Source organism: Runella zeae DSM 19591 (assembly GCF_000423565.1).
Classification (GTDB): Bacteria; Bacteroidota; Bacteroidia; order Cytophagales; family Spirosomataceae; genus Runella; species Runella zeae.
On sequence record NZ_KE384036.1, the window covers coordinates 205,253 to 224,309 of the forward strand.

17 protein-coding genes are annotated in these 19,057 nt (G+C 41.7%); 3 read left to right on the top strand and 14 right to left on the bottom strand.

What is annotated here, in order from left to right; all coding sequences use genetic code 11:
* Window position 1 precedes the first annotated feature (1 nt).
* The 4 genes from G563_RS0119340 to G563_RS0119355 all read right to left on the bottom strand — a co-directional run bounded on the left by G563_RS0119340 (window position 2) and on the right by G563_RS0119355 (window position 4,066).
* Window positions 2–430, bottom strand: coding sequence for a putative toxin-antitoxin system toxin component, PIN family (locus G563_RS0119340; protein ID WP_028666752.1), 429 nt, complete (start codon window positions 428–430; stop codon window positions 2–4).
* On the bottom strand, window positions 411–641 hold the full coding sequence (vap15, locus tag G563_RS0119345; protein ID WP_028666753.1) for a type II toxin-antitoxin system VapB15 family antitoxin: 231 nt from the start codon (window positions 639–641) through the stop codon (window positions 411–413). Before vap15 ends, G563_RS0119340 begins: the two co-directional genes overlap by 20 nt.
* Window positions 642–770: 129 nt before the next feature.
* Window positions 771–3,311 (bottom strand): ABC transporter permease, encoded by a 2,541-nt coding sequence (locus G563_RS0119350; RefSeq protein WP_028666754.1) that lies wholly within the window; start codon window positions 3,309–3,311, stop codon window positions 771–773.
* A 71-nt stretch (window positions 3,312–3,382) separates the two neighbouring features.
* Entirely contained in the window at window positions 3,383–4,066 is a 684-nt protein-coding gene (locus tag G563_RS0119355) for an ABC transporter ATP-binding protein (RefSeq protein ID WP_028666755.1), read from the bottom strand.
* 144 nt (window positions 4,067–4,210) lie between these two features.
* Here G563_RS0119355 and G563_RS0119360 point away from each other — a divergent pair, with 144 nt between their 5' ends.
* Complete coding sequence (locus G563_RS0119360; RefSeq protein WP_028666756.1) at window positions 4,211–4,906, top strand: arylesterase; 696 nt, start codon at window positions 4,211–4,213, stop codon at window positions 4,904–4,906.
* Window positions 4,907–5,059: 153 nt separating this feature from the next.
* On the opposite strand, the gene G563_RS0119365 is transcribed toward G563_RS0119360, so the two are convergent.
* The 4 genes from G563_RS0119365 to G563_RS0119380 form a co-directional block, all read right to left on the bottom strand.
* Complete coding sequence (locus tag G563_RS0119365; RefSeq protein ID WP_028666757.1) at window positions 5,060–5,929, bottom strand: aldose 1-epimerase family protein; 870 nt, start codon at window positions 5,927–5,929, stop codon at window positions 5,060–5,062.
* A 72-nt stretch (window positions 5,930–6,001) separates the two neighbouring features.
* Window positions 6,002–6,586, bottom strand: a complete 585-nt coding sequence (locus tag G563_RS0119370; protein WP_028666758.1) for a DUF1349 domain-containing protein — start codon at window positions 6,584–6,586, stop codon at window positions 6,002–6,004.
* A gap of 86 nt (window positions 6,587–6,672) precedes the next feature.
* Entirely contained in the window at window positions 6,673–8,154 is a 1,482-nt protein-coding gene (locus G563_RS0119375; RefSeq protein ID WP_028666759.1) for a serine hydrolase domain-containing protein, read from the bottom strand.
* Window positions 8,155–8,396: 242 nt separating this feature from the next.
* Complete coding sequence (locus G563_RS0119380; protein ID WP_037327538.1) at window positions 8,397–8,735, bottom strand: DUF6249 domain-containing protein; 339 nt, start codon at window positions 8,733–8,735, stop codon at window positions 8,397–8,399.
* Window positions 8,736–8,853: 118 nt separating this feature from the next.
* On the opposite strand from G563_RS0119380, the gene G563_RS0119390 reads away from it, so the two are divergent.
* Window positions 8,854–9,393 (top strand): RNA polymerase sigma factor, encoded by a 540-nt coding sequence (locus G563_RS0119390; RefSeq protein ID WP_028666761.1) that lies wholly within the window; start codon window positions 8,854–8,856, stop codon window positions 9,391–9,393.
* 126 nt (window positions 9,394–9,519) lie between these two features.
* Window positions 9,520–9,984, top strand: coding sequence for a hypothetical protein (locus tag G563_RS0119395; protein ID WP_028666762.1), 465 nt, complete (start codon window positions 9,520–9,522; stop codon window positions 9,982–9,984).
* Here the strand turns inward: G563_RS0119395 and G563_RS0119400 are convergent.
* From G563_RS0119400 to G563_RS0119425, 6 genes are all read right to left on the bottom strand, one after another.
* The gene (locus tag G563_RS0119400; RefSeq protein ID WP_028666763.1) at window positions 9,981–12,434 is read right to left on the bottom strand and encodes a TonB-dependent receptor; all 2,454 of its coding nucleotides are present in this window, start codon (window positions 12,432–12,434) and stop codon (window positions 9,981–9,983) included. The two genes, G563_RS0119395 and G563_RS0119400, sit on opposite strands and share 4 nt — an antisense overlap.
* Window positions 12,435–12,564: 130 nt before the next feature.
* A complete protein-coding gene (locus tag G563_RS0119405) occupies window positions 12,565–14,436 on the bottom strand; it encodes a gamma-glutamyltransferase family protein (RefSeq protein WP_028666764.1) in 1,872 nt (623 codons plus the stop codon).
* Between the two features lie 70 nt (window positions 14,437–14,506).
* A complete protein-coding gene (locus G563_RS0119410) occupies window positions 14,507–15,352 on the bottom strand; it encodes an HNH endonuclease family protein (protein WP_157585483.1) in 846 nt (281 codons plus the stop codon).
* A 4-nt stretch (window positions 15,353–15,356) separates the two neighbouring features.
* The gene (locus G563_RS0119415) at window positions 15,357–16,628 is read right to left on the bottom strand and encodes an AAA family ATPase (protein ID WP_028666766.1); all 1,272 of its coding nucleotides are present in this window, start codon (window positions 16,626–16,628) and stop codon (window positions 15,357–15,359) included.
* Window positions 16,629–16,795: 167 nt separating this feature from the next.
* The gene (locus tag G563_RS0119420; RefSeq protein WP_028666767.1) at window positions 16,796–18,127 is read right to left on the bottom strand and encodes a DUF58 domain-containing protein; all 1,332 of its coding nucleotides are present in this window, start codon (window positions 18,125–18,127) and stop codon (window positions 16,796–16,798) included.
* A 27-nt stretch (window positions 18,128–18,154) separates the two neighbouring features.
* Window positions 18,155–18,772 carry an L-threonylcarbamoyladenylate synthase gene (locus G563_RS0119425; protein ID WP_028666768.1) on the bottom strand — a complete coding sequence of 206 codons (618 nt, stop codon included), beginning with the start codon at window positions 18,770–18,772 and terminating at the stop codon, window positions 18,155–18,157.
* Window positions 18,773–19,057: the final 285 nt, after the last annotated feature.

Consider the following 19,057-nt stretch of genomic DNA (forward strand, 5'->3'; position numbering starts at 1 on the left):
TTTACCATTTTCTTGTTAAAAGTTGTACTTCAAATTCAGCAGGATTCAATATTTGAGCGGTTTTAAAGGGATGATGCTCTAACAAATCTTTATCTCCAGTCACTAAATAATCGGCTTTGGAAAAATGAATAAGATCTAGCAAAAAGTTATCTTTAGGATCACGACTGATAAAATGGAGAGGACTGATATCCACTTTTTCGCTGATATTTTCCAGTAATTCTATCAACTCAATCACACTATTTTTCGGGAAATACTTCTGTAGTTTTTCTCGGCTAGTCACTACTTTAATTTCAGTAAGAAGCTGCTCTGTTATGATAATTGTAATTCGTCTATCTACCACAAACGCTTTGATATAGCTTAGTCTCTTACCAATCAAAAAGCTAATCCAAACATTAGTGTCAAAAATAACTCTAATGCTTTTGCTTTTCATACATTTCTCGTCTCACGTTTTCAACTTCTTCTTCAATAACCTCTAAATCCAATTCATCAGACTTAAATGTATTCAAAAGTTTAGATAGTTTTGAGTCAATCACTTCTTTCTCTAATTCCCTACTCAACTGAATTTTTTGTTGTTTAGGCAGCTGTCTCACTAAAGATAAGACTTGCTCAAAAGTAAAATCTATTTGGATTGTCGTTTTCATTGTTTTGGCATTATTTGTTTTCTCCAAATTTATATTTTTTTCACACAACCTCCTCAAAGTCAAAACGTAAACCTCAGCATCAAACTTATATTTAGGCAAACAATTATAGGATAAAAAAAATTTAAATCCCTACCCATCTTGGCGCAGCACCTCCAATGGCGAGCGTGACAAAATACCCCAACTATTGACGATTCCGATGATGACCGTAATGGATGTTACGACCAAAAACACAATAAGTATCGGCAAAAATTGAGGATTGAAAGGGGTTTCAAAACTAAAACGGGCTAAGGCCCAGCTACCAGCTACCGCCAACAAAATCCCCGTACTAGCCGCCAAAGTTCCCAAGAAAAAATATTCCAAAGCCGTAATCACCAAAATCTGCCGACGGCTTGCTCCAAGGGTCCGTAAAAGAATACTTTCCCGAATCCGTTGGTATTTGGAAATAAGCACCGATGCAATCAATACTATCAGCCCCGTCAGAATACTAAACCCCGCCATAAAACGAATCACAAAACTGATTTTGGTAGATATTTCGTCCAATACCGTAAGAATCAACCCCAAGTCCACCATCGATACATTGGGGAACTGTTGCACCACAGTCTGCTGAAAACGCGCCGATACCTCATTGTTGGGTACGTGGGTCAATAGCACGTGAAACTGAGGGGCTTCTTCTAATACTCCTTTGGGAAACAACACCAAAAAATTGGTCTGTACTCCACCCCAATCTATGTCTCGATAGCTCGCTACTACAGTGGTCAAAATCGTACCTTGCACATTGAAAGTAAGGGTATCACCGATATTGATGACATTACGCTCGGCATAGCCATCTTCTATCGAAATTGGCACTACTCCACCAAAATCCTTGACTTCACCTATCCATTTCCCCTTCACGATTTTTTCGCTCGAAATAAGCGAATCGCGGAAGGTAACGCGATATTCGCGACTAAAAAGCCCCCGCCAGCGGCGCGTGGTGGTGTCTTTTAAAGCCTCAGTAGAAGTTTGTCCGTTGAGCTGTTCCAAACGCATCGTCACAATCGGAACCGACTGCAAAACAGACAGTCGCTGCTGTTTTAACAATGCCGTAACGGCTGTTTTTTGAGGACTTTGAATATCAAAAAGCACCATATTGGGCTGGTCGCCGTCGGTAGAGAGTTTGATACGGTCGAGCAATATCGTTTGGATAAAAATAAGGGTACAAATAAACATCGTACCTAGTCCTATCGATACCACCAAAATAATGGTTTGATTGTTGGGACGGTACAAATTTGCCAGTCCTTGCCTTGCCAAATAGCCCCAAGCTGAAGGAAAAAAGCGCCGAACAGCCCACATCAACACAGTCGCCATGGCGGTCAACAACAAAAAAGCAAAGGTTACTCCTACCGTAAAGGCCAGGGCATCGGTCCATTTTTTCATTTGAAGCCACGTAAACCCAAACACAAAAAGTAAAATAAGGGCATATATGACCCATTTGAGTGGGTCTCTGCTCAAAGTCACGTTCTCAAAAGATTCACGCAGTACATTCAGAGGAGAAATGGTGCGAATCGAGATAAGCGACAAAAGCGCAAAGAGATTGGAAATAATCACCCCCAACAAAATCCCTTGTCCAATCGACACCCACGAAAGAGAAGTTTCTAATTCAAAGGGCAAAAAGTCTTGCAAAACAGCTGGCAAAAATTGCTGAATAATTGCCCCTAAACTCGCGCCGAGTAGGGAACCGAGCAGCCCTAGCCCCGAAATCTGAATCAAATAAATCAAAAAAGCCTGCGATGCCTTCACTCCCAAACAGCGTAAAATAGCTATTGAGCTGATTTTTTCGCGGATATAAATATGAATAGCACTCGCGACTCCCACGCAGCCCAACAACAACGCAATAAAACCTACCAAACTCAAAAAGCGCGTCAAGTCCCGGAATGTACGACCCGTATCTTGTTTTTGGCTTTCTACGGTTCGGAAATTATAATCTTCGGCTTCGAGCGTAGGCTCAATTTTTTTGACAAGTTGTTCGATATTGGTTTTAGGCACAAACTTAAAATAATAACGATACACGATTCGGCTTCCTTTTTGGGCAAGCCCTGTTTGAGTAAGATAGGATAATGGAATATAAACCGAAGGCGCTACTGTAGCCGCAATACCCGTTTGACCGGGGGCTTTGGTAAGAATACCCGCAATCAAAAACGTAACCTCCCCTACCTTGATAGAATCTCCTACTTGAGCCTGATACTGAAGCATCAAAGTCTGATCAACAAGGGCGGCTTTTTGATTTCTAAAGCTTTTGGCCGCCGTTGCAGGGGTCGTTTCGAGTTGACCATAATAAGGAAAATCGCCCTCCAAAGCCCTTACTTGTGCCAATCGGGTACCTGCATTTTTAGGGAAATAAATCATCGACGCAAAACTCCTTTCTTCTGACTGCTGCCCGCCCAATGAATCAATCAACGCCGCTATTTTGGGAGTAGGCGGTGTATTGTCGGATAGTTCAAGGTCGGCACCGAGGAGTTCGGCGGCTTGCCCATCGATATTTTCTTGGAGATTGTAGCCCAATGAATAAATCGCTACCAGCGCTGCAATACCCAAAACGATAGAAGAAATAAAAAGCAACAATCGAGAATAATTGCGGCGACTATCGCGCCAAGCCATTTTGAGAAGCCAACTGAAATTTATTTTTGAATTCATGTTAGGTTTTGTGCAGACTTTAAACTTGATTCAGACTTGCCAAGTTTTAAAAACTTAGCAAGTCTTTTATTTTAAGAAACAACAACATCAGAAACAACTTTCCCACCTTTGATACGTACAATGCGCTGAGTCTTAGCGGCAAGTTCAAGGTTGTGAGTTACAAGGACTAAGGTCGTTCCGGCTTCTTTGTTTAAGTCAAAAAGTAGTTTCTCTACCTTCTCACTCGTTTCGGCGTCAAGATTTCCGGTGGGTTCATCCGCAAAAAGAATTTGAGGTTGGTTAGAAAAAGCCCGCGCCAGCGATACCCGCTGCTGTTCACCTCCACTTAGCTGCGTAGGATAATGATGCCCACGGTCGGCCAAGCCTACTTTATCTAACAAATCCAATGCTCGATTTTTGACGTTTTTTTCACCGCGCAGCTCCAGCGGCACCATTACATTTTCGAGAGCAGTAAGGGTAGGCAACAACTGAAAGTTTTGAAAAATAAAACCTACGTAGCGATTACGAACATCGGCCAATTGGTCTTCGTTGAGGTTGTTGAGTCTGATTCCGTTGAGTTCTACACTCCCCGAACTCGCTCTATCCAAACCCGCACACAATCCCAACAAGGTAGTTTTACCACTTCCCGAAGGTCCCACAATCGACAGTATCGAGCCTGTTTCTACCGAAAAATTGACCTCATCTAACACTTTCAAATCTCGATTGCCGCTGCGATAAACCTTACTAACTTGCTGAAGTTGGAGTATATTTGCCATGAACGTTTTTTAGTTTTATTTTGTCAATGCGAAAGAGTTACCTCTTTAATTTGGGAATTAGGCGATTCGTCACCAGTTTTCGACTTTTTGATTCTCAATTGCATCCCTTACAAGGTATCAACTTACTGATAAACAAAATACATTATGTCTAAAATAGTTTCAATATTCTTGCTTTATTTTTTGGTGATGACCGTGTTAGGTTGTAGTAATGGAGAAAAAAGTGCCGAAAATAGCAGTACTCCCTCCCAAAATAAGACAGAGACCCCGTCCCAAAAAACCAAAAACATCTTGATTTTTGGCAATAGCCTCACCGCCGGCTACGGCCTCGAACCTGCCGAATCGTATCCTTCGCAGCTACAAAACCGCTTAGATTCACTTCACTTACCCTATAAAATCATCAATGCTGGCTTAAGTGGAGAAACTACCGCCGGAGGTAATAGCCGCTTAGAGTGGGTACTCAAAAATCCCGTTGACATCTTTATTTTGGAACTTGGGGGCAACGACGGCTTGCGTGGCATTCCAGCTACCGAAACCCGTAAAAACCTCCAAGCGATGATTGACAAAGTAAAAGCCAAATACCCCGCCGCCAAAATCATCTTGGCAGGAATGCAAGTACCTCCTAGCATGGGCAAAAAATACGCCGATGAGTTCAAAGTCATTTATCCTGAATTGGCGCAAAAAAACGAGATAGCCTTGATTCCATTTTTGCTTGAAAATGTAGGCGGAGAAGTCAAACTCAACCAAAAAGACGGTATTCACCCCAACGCCGAAGGGGCCAAAATAGTAGCCGAAAATGTATGGCAAGTGTTGAAGGGGCTATTGGAAGAAAAGGCAAGTTAAAAAGTGACGTTTGGTCATAAGTTTGCCGACACGAAGGGACTATCTCTCACTCGTCCCGACATGATGTGGGGACGCAAACGGCATAAAGTCTCCGACTTTCTAAAAACTACTTACCGCTACAAACATCAATGGTTTTTAGGAGTATTATCTCCCCTACTCCAAAGTAACCTCCCAAGTCCTTTCAAAACTCTCCTGAGAAGGAAGTGCTATAATGCCTTCTTTTTGGGTGAGGTCTTGGGTGTGATTTACCGAATCTGCAATACCACACCACGGCTCAATACACACAAAATCGGCGTTTTTGGCCGCCCAAATCCCCAAATAAGGAAAACCAGCAAAATCAAATCGAAGCGAATGCGGAGATTTGGGGGAGTACAACAATACACTTTGGGAACGGTAATTTTTAAACACAAGCGCATCTTCATAAAACAATTCCTTCGATAAAAACAAATCGCTCGTTTGTTCGGCCAACAACACAGGCTCGGTTTGTATCAGCCCCTCCGAAGTAAGTGGCCATCTTGCCCAATCTTCCGTTTCATCAAAACACAGCGAATAATCCTCATAACTAGCACCTTCGGTCAGAGGGATTTTGAAAGCAGGATGCCCTCCTACCGAAAACCACATCGTATCTTTTCCCGTATTTTCAACCAAATAACTCACACTCAAACCATTATCTCTTAAAACATACCGAATCCGAAAAGTAAACTCAAAAGGATAAACTGCCAATGTGCTTTCATCATGGGTAAGCATTAAAGTAACCGAATCATTTTCTTGCTGCTCTACCACAAAGACCTTGTCCCGTGCAAAACCGTGCCTGGGCAACTGATATGCCTGCTGATTGAAGTAATAGGTATTGTTTTTGAGCCCTCCCACGATTGGAAATAGTACAGGCGAATGTTTTCCCCAAAACGCTGGATTTCCTTCCCACATAAAATCAATTTGAGCCGATTTCAAAAACAGGCTAGTAAGTTCGGCACCTTTGGGGTTAATTTTGGCTAAAAGAAAATCATTCTGAATCGTAATCATGGGAAAATATTTTTGGGACAAAGGTATGACGATTGAAACGATAGTTACTATCCATCCTGTTTTTTTACTAAACTAAACAGGGTGTAATGCCCACGTACTTGGAGTCAAGCTAAAATCAGTAAACAAGGCCTCAAAACTTGACGCCAAAGGACTACAAGCATATACTCCAAAATAAACTTCTTCTAAAGGTTGGTGTAAATGAAAAATACGCATTTGATTGAATTGCTGCCCATTTTCAGAATTTTCAATCAAAAAATCCTGCCCACGCCGCGAAAGACGATACCACATGGTACGTATTTGAGCCGAAATATCGGTAGTGGCCCAGTCAGAATAACCCAAATTGGTAACCACACTCCCCAAGCGAGCTACTTCTGAATTTTCGTACTCAATAGAAGCTTTAAACCAATTTTCACTGTCTTGATAAATAATAAGCCCACATTGGTCAAATTGAGTGTGAGAATCAAAAGTGGTTTTGACCGTGAATGAAAAATCATCCTTAATACTTCGCAAAAAAGCAGGCGCGTTGTCATTTTGAAACCCGTAGTAGGTTCTTTGCCAAAAATCGGTTTTAGGCTGTGTAACCACGCGCAAGCTTTCTGCTTTTATCTCAAAGACGGCGGGAGGGTTGAGCCACCGAAACATACTAAAATCCATCATAAATGTTTATGCTTTGTTTGGTGCAATATACAGTTTAGTATTTGATTTACTAAATCCACATTTATTCCTCAACCCACGCTCTTTCATTAGTGATTTTTGGTTTCAATATCTATGATTTGCTGACCATACTTTCCCAAATACATTTTGAGCAGCGGGCCATAGAGCTTATGTCCGTCATCGACATTGGTAAAGATAATCACCGCATCTTTAGATTTGGGTAACAAAAACACTTGGGTTCTTACACCTTCGTCGGCGCCGCCGTGGGACAAGGCATATTCTCCCTCACCAAAATCATAAATTTCCCACCCCAAACCAAAGTATTTGTGTGCTTTGGTTTTTACTTGATGACTTACCATTTCGTTGAAAATGTCTTTACTCAATCCTTTGGCATTCATGACCGACACCAAAAATTTACCATAATCTTCTACCGTCGTCAGCAAATCGTCGGCGGCATTGGCGTAGGTATTTTTATTGATTTTATAGGTGTCCCCTTTCGGATTGTGACCCACTGCAAAACGCGCTTCATCGACGGTACTATTCCAATAAAATTGTGTGTCGTCCATACCCGTCGGCGTTAGCAACATCTCCTTGGCAAGTACATCTAAGGGCTTTTTAAACTTTTTCTCCAAAGCTTTGCGCAAATACTCAAACCCTTCGCCCGAATACCCATATTTGGTACCGGGGTCGCTACCAAAAGCCAATTTTTGGTCAGCGTTGGTCCAACGCCAATTCGGGAAACCCGTTTGGTGGGTCAATACATGGCGGGTAGTTAGTTTTTGGTGACGAGGATCGTTTTTCAAATCTGGATCAATCCAATAATGAAACAGCGGCTCGTCCAAGTTCCATTGACTCGCACTTACCAAGCGTAAAGTAAGCATTGCCACGACGGGTTTTGTCAGCGAAGCTACATTGAAAAGCGCATTGTAGGGGGCAGACACCTCTTTTTTCAAATTTCCATACACTTTTATTTCCTTCAATTGACCTTCTCGGATGATACCCAAGCCCAACGCAGGAATGTGGGATTCGGCGAGCCATTTTTCTACGGCGACATCACTTTCAAAAACAACTTGTTCATTGTCAGTCGCATCAATCGTCTGATGGTCATAGCTAAGCCCCCGTCCCAGCCGCCACTGCCCTTCTTCGAGCAGCCACAAATGCGTAAAACGGGCAATGCTCGCGAAGCGCTCAGGCTGTCCTTTTATGTTTTCATAAAACCGATGCCGCCCCACTTGAATCGCTCCGTAGAGCACGCCATTTTTTTCGAGCGGATACACTTCCATGCTTCCTTTTACCAACGCCCGACGCGATTGATACCTTTCAGGATGCGCACAAAGACCATTTTTAAAACTATTAATAAAATCCCTTTTACCGTTGGTAATTCCGCCTTTGTCGTGATAAAATTCAAAATTTTCGCTTACCAAATATTCAAGCGGAGCCAAGTCACAAGTATTGAAGGTGATTCCAAACAGCAAACTGTCTTGCTTCTGAATCGTTTGGAAAAGGGAAGTTTGGGCATAGCCCAAGAGGGTGGCGGCTACCAAGAAAGCCGTCAAAAAGATAGTTTTCATTGCTGTATTATTGTTGTGTTATAAAAAATTAGATTTACTTAAACTAAACTTTGTAATTTTCTTAAACCCTACTCAGCCTCCAACTTTAGGTTGGGAAAAATAGAGAGGCCTTATCTTTCGGGACTTCAAGCTTGATTTACAATATCTTGATATAAAAATTCAGGGCTAAAACCTCAAAATGCGCTTATTACTTTTAGACCCCAGCCTAAAGGCGTGGGGCTTGAGGAGACTTATAGTAACATTTACTTATTGATTTTTCTTTCAATCAAAAAGCTGATTATCAAGCCTATTCCTCCAAATATAAACATCATGGCAATGAATGCTCCTTGACGTGGAACGTCAAACTCAATTTCGACAAAATTGCCAAACAAAATACCTACCCCAATCCCAATCAAAAGCAGTCCATAACGAAGCGTAGCCGATAAAACTCCTTTTTTATTGCTAAATTCGGCAGGAGATAGACCGCGTTCCATCAAAGACATCCGCTCGCGGTGACGGGTCAGCAACAAGACGTAGAGTATCGCGAATATCGCCCCTATCGCCGTAAGTGATACAATACAATCTCGCAATATCTCATCCATGATTGAAAAAAATGATTGGTTTACATCACATTGGAGGGAAGATTGAAACTGTTGGTTACAAAAAACTTGAAAAATATTTTGTAACCAATCTTCAAAAACATCACTCTCATGAGTTAGAATGAAACATCATGATTTATTTTATATCGACAGAGTATTGAAAGGCGACACCGCAGCCTTTGCTTTTTTGGTGGATAAATACAAACACATGGTGTATACGATTGCCCTCAAAATCAGCGACAATGAAGCGGATGCCGAAGACATAGCCCAAGAGAGTTTTGTAAAAGCCTATCGTCAGCTTCATACTTTTGAAGGAAAATCTAAGTTTTCGACTTGGCTTTATACCATTGCATACCGCACAGCTTTGGCGCAGATACAAGAAAATACCATAGATACCGCTCCTATCACCGAAGAAATCGCCGATACATACGCGCCCGACCCACTGTCGTCGTCAGTCGAAGCCAACGAACAGCAACGTTACGTACGGGAAGCCATTCAGCGATTACCCAAAATAGAAGCCTTGCTAGTAACGTTGTATTATTTAGAAGAAAATTCGGTCAAAGAAATTCAAGAAATCACTGGTCTTACGGCCGAAAATATAAAAATCAGATTGTTTCGTGCCCGAAAAAAACTAGAACAATGGTTACGATTTTTGTTATGAAAACCCTATATGTGGTCTAGCTTTGCGTCGGAGACGCTGTACCGTTTTTGCCCCAAATGGTAGTTTGGGGCAAGCTAGTGCAAGCGATAGTAATTGTTGAAAGTAAACAGTTTAAAGAGCTTTATTATGAACGAAGAGGAGTCATTGAAAAATTGGTTAAAAACGGCTGGTTTAGAGACGCCTTCTGAGCGTTTTACGGAAAAAGTGATGCAAAAAATTGAAGCAGAAGCAGCTCAATCTGTGCTTATAGAAAGCAATCTAAAAGCCCTGCTGCAAGCCCATACGCTCGCTCATCCGTCGCATGATTTTACCAAAAAAGTCATGGGAAAGGCCGTTGCGCCTAAAGTATATGCCCCTATCATTCCATCCAAAGCGTGGTATGCTGTAGCGGCAGTATTGGTTTTGTTTATGGTAGCTAGTATTTATACATGGAAGCCGTCTCATTCGGTCGCGCCTCAATACTCGCCTAGCCTACCCCACTTCACTCTTCTTTCCTCTATTCCCTTTACCTACGCAGCCGGGCTGCTAGTGATAGGCATTTTGTTTGCGATAGCTCATCTTTTACAATACAAAACCCTCAAAATCAACTAGCTTCTTACCCTGCTTTTTTCGTTTTCGGAGCCGCCGGTTTGGCGCAAATTCAAGGTTTTGCCTTTATTGAAGCGGTACGAAAACGACAGTGTCACTACTCGCGAATCAAGATAGCTAAACCAATTGGCAGAGGCATTGGCGATATTTCGGATGTCGCCTTTGATTTGGTTGGTATAAAAAATGTCGCTAACATTGAGTTTAAGCGCACCTTGGTTTTTCAATACTTTTTTGGCTATTCCTGCTCGTACCGACCCAATCGGATAAACGAGCAATTGCCCCAACAAAAAAGTACTTTGATAAGAACTCGCCAACTCCGCCGACCACGAACTATTGATTTGGATTTGATTGGTAGGAACCACTACCCAATAAAACCGTGAATCATCCAGACGCTGCCCGTAGAGGGTTGCCTTAAAGCCATTGTTGATGTATTCGGTATAGAGGTTGAGCGTCCACCATTTTGCCAACTGAAAACTTCCATTTACCGAAATACCATAAGAAATCCGCTGCCCAAAATTTCCGGGGCGACTGTAGTAAATAGTGCCTCGCTGCTCATTGGTTTCTGAGATTACATTTTTGGCAATGCTGTATTGTAAAGTAGTCGTAATCTTGTTTTTGAAAGTATGAGATAGTTCAAAATTATAAGAAAAAGTAGGTTGCAAAAAAGGGTTACCACCATAGTACGTAAAGCGGTCGAGAGGATACGAAAACGGATTCATATCCTGATAGTTAGGCCGATCAATGCGCCGACCAAAGGAGAAGCCCATTTGGTGTGTATTGGTACTATCTAAGCGATATTGAAGGTACAAAGTCGGGAAAAAACTATTGTATTTTCGGGTAAAAGTAGAGTCTTTGGTTTGTTTGTTTCCTAATTGATGCCCTTTGATGATGGTATTCTCAAATCGCAATCCCGCTTGTAAAGACCATTGTTTCCAATTTCTTGAATAATTGACGTAAGAGGCGTTGATATTTTCGTTGTAATTAAAATTATTGGTAAACTCATAATTAGGCGAAGGTTTTCCGTCCAGAATGTCGAAAAAGTCGGCGATATTCCCCGTACCGATGATACTCGTTTTGACGCCTGTTTCAAACCTTCCTCCGTCCGAAGTAGGATGTACATAATCTACCTTAGCCGTACCAATATCGATAGTGGTAGGCAAATACGAAACCAAAATCGACCTACTCACAAACTGATTTTTAGCATCCAAAATGGTATTGGTGAGTGTTTGGTCGCTGGTAGATTGGTAGTGGATATAGTCGATATTGGTGGATAGTTCTTTGCCCGTACTATCGAACTTATGCGCAAAATTGAGGTTGATACTACCATTTTTCCAGATTCGGTCGGTGGGGCTGAGTGCTTCTACAAAATTTGTCACTTCGTTTTTAGCGTCCAAAACTTGGGCTTTGTTTGTGACATTGTTACGAGAAGGATTATAAAAGCCATTGAGTACCAACCCAAAAGTAGTTTTTTTGGAAGCATAATAATCAAAGCCTGCTTTTACAGAATTGCCGCCATTGTTACGCTGAATGTAGGAGTTTTGGGTAAAAGCTGAGCTAAACTTCCCCGCCGAATCATAGTAGCGCCGCCAAATCGTAAGATCTTGATAGCTATTGTTTTGATTGACGCTAAGACTAGAAAAGAAATTGAATTGATTGACCCGATAGTTGAAATTGAGGCTATTGTTGGTACGTCGATACACACCCTGCCCATAACTTAAGCTAAGACCGCCATTAAACCCTCGCAACACATTTTTTTTCAATCTGATATTAATTACCCCCGCATTGCCTGCGGCATCATATTTAGCGGGAGGGTTGGGCATGATTTCGATGGTTTCGACCGAGCCAGCAGGAAGAGATTTGAGGTAATTGGCCAAATCATCGGCCGACAAATAAGTAGGTTTATCATCCACAAATACCACCACGCCCGATTTGCCTTTGAGCCTGATGCCGCCGTTTTGATCCACTGCTAGACCCGGCGATTTTTCGAGTACTTCCAAGGCATTTGTTCCGGCATTGCTAATCAGGGCATCCACATTGACCACGGTACGGTCAATTTTGGTTTCTACAAAAGGCTTCTTTCCTTTTACGGTCACCTCCGCCAAATTTTTATTGGATTCTTGTAGCACTATAGTAGGCCAATTTACATCGGCATTGCCTACTTCAAAAGGGGTACTTACGCTTTTTTGATGCCCCAAATGAGTTACCATCAGCAGGTACACATTTGATTTAATACCTACAAACTCAAATTGGCCGTCAGTTTCGGTAACGGCGGCTTTCACAAAAGCTGAGTCTTTGGCTGTAAGAAGCGACACCACTGCCCCGTTAAGTGGTTTTTGAGAACCGCCTTTGACGGCTCCATTGATTTTGAAAGTTTGTGCGAAGAGGGTGGCCGAGCTACAGAATGACCACAGAAGCACATAAAAAAGAGCGCGTAGTGTACAGGATTTTATCATGGCTGACGGGAAATTGTATGATGGTAACGTCACAAATGTAGCACAAACCACCACCATACAAATTTTCCCCTAGACCAATCGTTTTTTTTAAAAGCCGAAGTGCGCTAAAATCAATCTAAAGTGCAGAGGATTACCACCCAATGCCATAATCTTCACCATGATTGCTGGAGCCTCCCCAAAAGCTATTGTGCGTCCAATCAAAGTAAATGGCATTGATAGGGCCACTTGTACGCTCTTGATAGTTGATTTTATAGCCCATTCGTCCTAGTTCTTTTCGAGTCCAAGCCGGCATAGCCTCGTTGAGCGTAAGGCCGCCATTGATGCGCTCGTGTTTGCCAAAACTTGAATACATCTGCTGTGTTTTGAAACTTGGTGCTTCACAAGATTCTTGCACAGTCATATCAAACTCGACCATGTTCAGAAAAAACTGTAACAATAATTGGTCTTGTTCATCGCCTGCTTGCTTAGCAAAAGCCAAGTAAGGTTTTCCATTTTTGAGGGCGAGGCTTGGCGTAAGCGTTACGCGGGGGCGCTTTCCGGGGGCCACTACATTATAGGGATTTTCTTTAGGGTCAAGCACAAAAGCCTGCATTCGTTGGCTCATTCCGATACCTGTGTTGCCTGCAATACAAGCAGGCACCCACCCTCCACTTGGAGTCACCGATACTACCCAGCCTTCTTCGTCGGCGGCCTCAATGGAAGTAGTACCTGCCGTAAAACTTTCCTGAAATTTCTCATCCAAAGTAGCATTGTTTTTGGGGGCGTTTAAGCTGGCACTTCCCCAATTTTTCAGCATATCAAGATAAGGATTCGCCTTTCCTTCAAAAGGATAAGGGTCACCAGGGCCTATTTTGGGGTCGTTCATATCAAACTTGATTAGTTTACTGCGTTCTTTGGCGTATTCCTTCGAAAGCAGTCCTTTCATAGGTTCTTCGGGAGCAAAAGCAGGATCTCCGTAATAAAAATCACGGTCGGCAAAAGCCAAGTTCATCGCTTGATACAAGGTATGAATGTAGCGCGTCGAATTATAGCCCATGCTTTTCAAGTCAAAGTTTTCGAGAATATTGAGGGTTTGTAGCATGGCAGGCCCTTGGGTCCACTGCTGAAGTTTATAGACCTCAATTCCGCGATAAGTAGTCATCATGGGTTCTTCGATTTTGACTTTCCAGTTGGCCAAATCCTCCTCCGTAATCAACCCACCCTGCTCACGACACCCTCTCGAAAATTCTTTGGCGATTTCGCCTTTATAAAACAAGTCATTGGCTGCATAAATCGCGTCTTTGCGTGACTTGCCCTTAGCGAGTGCCTGCTGCTCGGCATTGACCAATTTGGTCAGAGTATTTAATAAATCTTTTTGGACAAAAATCTCCCCCGCATCAGGCGCTTCACGCGAGGCACCAAGATGGGGCAAAAACACTTTTTTAGAATAAGGCCATTGCTTGATGAGGTCTTTGCCTTTTTCGATAGAGTTGGCCGTTTGTGCTTCAATAGGATAGCCCGCCGCCATTTGCATGGCAGGCGCCAATACCTCCTTAAGAGACATCGTACCATACTCGGCAAGCATGGTCATCAATCCCCCTGGTGTACCGGGTGTGACGGCGGCCAAAGGGCCATATTCGGGTGGATACTTCATGCCCTTGTTGGTAAAAAACTCAGGCGTAGCTCCCGTAGGTGCTACGCCGTGGGCATTGATAGCAATGACTTTCTTGGTTTTGGGATTATAGATAAGGGCCTGTGTTTCACCGCCCCAGCTCAGCACATCCCACATAGTACAGGTCGCAGCGAGCATCGCACAAGCCGCGTCGATGGCATTGCCACCTTTGGTAAAGGTCATCGCACCCGCCGTAGCAGCAAGAGGTTTGCCTGTGATAGCCATCCAATGTTTACCATGCAAAGGCGGCTTTTGGGTAGTGACAGGTAGGTTGTTGAACGCCTGCCCCTTTCCCTCAACCAATGAGAAAAATAGCGCAAATCCAGTGAGTAGAAGGCGAACTTGTTTCATACGTTTAGGTTTGGTTTGTTGATTTTTATTATGGGAGAAAACTATATATATCCAATAACCTCTTAACAAATCACCAATCTAGGGCCTCAGGAATTTTCTCAAATATAGTCTTCCATTTAGGAGATATTTTACTATCTATTTTTTTAATACTCTGCCATACAGAAGGATGTTGATATGACCCAATATATTTTTTATAACTTGCTTTAATTTCACTTTTTATATCATCTAAAGGTTGAGAGAAGTTAAAATATTCATCATAAGGCGTAAGTACCTGCTGTAATTCTTCCTGATTAGCCGCTTTAAGTATCCTCACTAATCTATCCATCATTTCATAGTAATGCTTCCCTGCACTTTTTCTAGCTACGATAAGTGTATCTCTTTGATTTAACTCAAGAATTTCGAGAGTTGCTTTTACTTTATTACTATCTTTTTGGTTTAAATCTGGAATTATTTCAAACTTAAAAGTTTTAAGATTTAGAATCATAAAATCACTTGGATTTTCAACTCTTGGATTTATAAAGGCCACTACCGAATATTTAGGCTCTTCTCCCCTTTTTACCTCAAAAATATCATCGTTATTGTCCAACACATAACATTCATCCAGCTTGTAACCAGAATTACATTGCTTACAAGCCAAAAGGTAGTTTTCCCATAAGAAGGCTTTAGTAGGAAAAAACGATTTAGGATAGATATGCTCTATGTCATTGGCTTCATTTTGTTCACAGTAATTACACAATCCTTCATAAACACACAAACCATATAGCACTTCTCTTACATTTTCAAAAGCTTTCTCACCCTTCGCACCTCCTTTGGAGTTCCAAAGTTTTTTTGCTTTTGCCACTTTTTTCTCAAAAGTTTGCTCATTGTTTACAGCCTCTTGCAAAATATCTAACTCCCTTTGAATCTCTTCGTTCAATTTTTTAGATACTAGTTGGATCATCCGTACTTAATATTTTTTGTAAACTTATTCGCTCTTGTTCTTCTTGGGGAGTTATCTTACCCAAAGCAGATAGCATATTTAGATGTCCTAGTTTTTCAAGTTTTTCCTCAGATTTTTCAGAGCGTACAGGTGTTTTTCCAAACAATTCTGTACCATACGCATCTAAGATATTTCCATATATTAAACGTTCTTTTTCCAAACCAACCACTTCTCCAGAATCATCTGCAGCGCCAGGTGAAGCCAAACGCCAAATGCTACCTTTCTCACAAGCTCTGCAAACCAATGGGCTGTGAGTTGTGACAATGAATTGGAGTTTGGGAAAATATTTTGTAAACCACGTTCCTATTCTAGTTTGCCATGTAGGATGCAGATGAGCATCTATTTCATCTATCAATACTACACCCGGCAAATCAATCATCATCTTGTTTCGCCTAATATTCTCAAAAACAGTATCTGAATTATACACTCTTATTAGTTGGCGTATTAATTCAAAAGTAAGACTGAGTATCGAACGATAACCATCACTTAATTGATTTACACTGATTAAAGAGCCGTTACCGTCTTTAAAAACCACTCCATTGGAGCTTACACTTTCTATTTCCGCCTTGTGGGGCAAAAAATCAGCTGAATTAACTAGATTTTTAATGTCATCAATAATATGACCTTCTTCTTTATTTTCTAAAATTTGATAATTTAACTTCACTAGCCACTCAATTGCCTCCGTCAAAGCAACATCTTCACCAAAAACAGATAAGTGTGCCCCAAGTTTTGGTTGAGAATAAAATACTTTAGTCCAATCAGGGTTACCTCCTTCAAATCTCCGAAAAGGGCCATACGCTACCGAAAACCATCCCTTCCCTTGCCCCCAATTATAATTTTGTGGTTCAGGCTTTTGCCCTTTTTTTGGTAAAAATTCTACATATTCGTCCGACCGTTTAAATTGTATAATATTAGGGATAAGTTGTCTTGTAAGCTTGGCCCTTCGTCCTGTATGCACGTCTCCAACAGAGGGTTCTATACTAATATCTATCTCTCCCCAATTTTTTTGTCTATTCAACCACTCATTCCATGATGCTCTCAACCCTAAAGCCTCTGTAGGGCCTACCAACGCCAAAGCTATTGATTTAACAACTGTTGATTTACCAGATCCATTATCTCCAATAACTACGTGCCAACCTGCTGGTTCAGGAAAATCCATTTCAAAATGAGAAATCGAACGGATATTTTGTATAATTACTTTTTTAATGTACATATTAGTTCTCCTTTTGTCACAAATTAAAAGCATTCCTAATGCCTAGAGTCTTTTCAAACTTTTTGTAACATAGCTAATTTTATTAATCAAAAATCTTGTTTTAATATTTTGACTTTTTATCAAAAATAAAACTTTCTAGTCAACTTATCAACAAGCCAAAAAACCACTCACATCATACCTTTCGCTTTCAATTCTAGGTATTTGTTGACGGTGTTGGCGTTGAGGTCTTTGGGGACAGTCAAAATCGCCTGAATTCCGTACAGTTCAAGTTCTTTGACGACGCGCCGTTTTTCGTAGTAAAACCTCTCGGCTATGGTTTTGAGGTAAATATCTTCCGTATTGTCGGCGGGACTTTTGAGTAGAGAAGCGGTCTCCGTATTTTCAAAAAACACCACAATCAGCAAGTGAGTTTTGGCCAACTGCCGCAAAAAAGGCAGCTGTCGCCGCATCGCACTGAGGGTTTCGAAATTGGTAAAAAGCAACAACAAACTCCGCTGACGGATATGTTTTTTTACATGTGCGTACAAAGTCTCATAATCACTCTCCAAGTAGCGAGTCTTTTGTTTATAGAGCACTTCGAGGATTTTCTGCATCTGCCCTGCCTTCCGCTCTGCGGGTAATATTTGACCTATTACTTCCGAAAACGTGATAAGCCCCGCTTTGTCTTGTTTGATTAGGGCGATATTGCTCAACACAAGTGTAGCATTGATGGCATAGTCGAGGAGGGTCATTTCTTCAAAAGGCGACTTCATGACCCGCCCTTTGTCTATCAAACAATACACCGCTTGTGAGCGCTCATCTTGGAAAGCATTGACCATGAGCTCATTGCGACGGGCAGTGGCTTTCCAGTTTACGGTTCGTACGTCATCGCCTTTTACATAAGGACGTATCTGCTCAAACTCCATACTGTGCCCCAAACGCCGAATCCGCTTGATACCCAGCTCCGTAAGTCGGTTAGAAATGGCCATCAATTCATACTGCCGCATCTGGAGATAGGAAGGATACACCGCAACGGTTTTGTTTTGGGAAGATTGATACCGACGTTTGACCAATCCCAAGGGGGTTTTGATAAAAGCATTGACCGCTCCAAAACTATATTCGCCTCGCTTGGTAGGACGCAACTCATAACGAAGCAATTGGGTTTCGTTGGGGGAAAGTTCCGCCTCAAAAAGTACATCTCTCCTCTGAAATTGAAAAGGAATTTCGTCTACTATTTCCCAGCGAGTTTTGAAAGGGTAGCGATTTTCGAGGTAAATCGTCACGGGATTTTCGTCCCCATTCGACAGCCGGTCTGACACATCTCTTTTGACAAAAATCCCTTCTTTGGTACGAAAAAGCAAAAAAAGATCTAACAACACCAAGAAAGCAAAAATAGCCGTCATGAGTTTGGCGATTCCAAACAAAAAAGGTGCTGCTTGTGCCCCTAAAAACACTGCACTAAGCCCCATCAAAATACCCCAAAAAAGATTGGAGAAGTATAAAGGTCTAATATATTTCAATTGGATATAGAAGGTTGGAAGTTGGTATCAAATCGTAAATTCACCTGCTCCTTCACGAATTATGTCAAAATCGTCGTTGGTAGCATCTATGACCGTAGAAGGGATCAAGCCTCCAAAACCACCATCTATTACCATATCGACTTGGTGCTGAAAGCGTTCAAAAATGATTTCGGGGTCGGTAGGATATTCCATAAAATCATCTTCGTCTTTGATAGAAGTCGTAATGATAGGGTGGTCAAGTTCATAAACGATTTGGCGAGTAATGGGATGGTCAGGAATACGAATCCCGACAGTTTTGCGGTTTGCCAATACTTTGGGGACGCGATTGCTTGCTTCCAAAACAAACGTAAAAGGCCCCGGTAAAAGTCTTTTCATAAGTTTGAAGGCGTTGTTGCTCACTCTGGCGTAATCTGCAATATGACTCAAATCAAAACAAATAAACGAAAAGTCATTTTTCTGGGGTTTGATGCCTTTGATACGGGCCAAGCGCTCAACAGCTCGCGCATTGTGAATATCGCAACCCATCGCATAGACCGTATCCGTAGGATAAATAACAATGCCACCGTCGCGCAGGCTATTCACTACTTGCTGTATCTTACGCGGTTCGGGGGTTTGAGGGTGTATTTTCAGAAACTCTGCGGGCATTTGATTATTCAGAAATTTAAAATCCAGTAATTTGAAAATGAAAGTACAAACAATTCGTACAAAGTAACAAGCCGCTATCAGTTGACGATTCTTCGTCAAGCGTCAAACGATAAACATAAAATCCTGTAATTCAAACAATTAACAAACAACTAGCTAATAAAAATAATACCAACTAATTTTATACAAATCTGAAGTAATTAAGCAAAATCAAAAGAATACAAATGTTATATTTCTGATAATCACTACGATTAACAGTCATTTGAAGTGAGATTCCCTAAACAACAA

Coding starts and splice junctions, on each gene's coding strand:
- G563_RS0119370 (WP_028666758.1), bottom strand. CDS start 6,586: ATGATGGATTTTAGTATGTTTCGGTGGCTCAACCCTCCCGCCGTCTTT.
- G563_RS0119425 (WP_028666768.1), bottom strand. CDS start 18,772: ATGCCCGCAGAGTTTCTGAAAATACACCCTCAAACCCCCGAACCGCGT.
- G563_RS0119365 (WP_028666757.1), bottom strand. CDS start 5,929: ATGATTACGATTCAGAATGATTTTCTTTTAGCCAAAATTAACCCCAAA.
- G563_RS0119355 (WP_028666755.1), bottom strand. CDS start 4,066: ATGGCAAATATACTCCAACTTCAGCAAGTTAGTAAGGTTTATCGCAGC.
- G563_RS0119375 (WP_028666759.1), bottom strand. CDS start 8,154: ATGAAAACTATCTTTTTGACGGCTTTCTTGGTAGCCGCCACCCTCTTG.
- G563_RS0119415 (WP_028666766.1), bottom strand. CDS start 16,628: ATGTACATTAAAAAAGTAATTATACAAAATATCCGTTCGATTTCTCAT.
- G563_RS0119400 (WP_028666763.1), bottom strand. CDS start 12,434: ATGATAAAATCCTGTACACTACGCGCTCTTTTTTATGTGCTTCTGTGG.
- G563_RS0119380 (WP_037327538.1), bottom strand. CDS start 8,735: ATGGATGAGATATTGCGAGATTGTATTGTATCACTTACGGCGATAGGG.
- vap15 (WP_028666753.1), bottom strand. CDS start 641: ATGAAAACGACAATCCAAATAGATTTTACTTTTGAGCAAGTCTTATCT.
- G563_RS0119395 (WP_028666762.1), top strand. CDS start 9,520: ATGAACGAAGAGGAGTCATTGAAAAATTGGTTAAAAACGGCTGGTTTA.
- G563_RS0119390 (WP_028666761.1), top strand. CDS start 8,854: ATGAAACATCATGATTTATTTTATATCGACAGAGTATTGAAAGGCGAC.
- G563_RS0119350 (WP_028666754.1), bottom strand. CDS start 3,311: ATGAATTCAAAAATAAATTTCAGTTGGCTTCTCAAAATGGCTTGGCGC.
- G563_RS0119360 (WP_028666756.1), top strand. CDS start 4,211: ATGTCTAAAATAGTTTCAATATTCTTGCTTTATTTTTTGGTGATGACC.
- G563_RS0119340 (WP_028666752.1), bottom strand. CDS start 430: ATGAAAAGCAAAAGCATTAGAGTTATTTTTGACACTAATGTTTGGATT.
- G563_RS0119405 (WP_028666764.1), bottom strand. CDS start 14,436: ATGAAACAAGTTCGCCTTCTACTCACTGGATTTGCGCTATTTTTCTCA.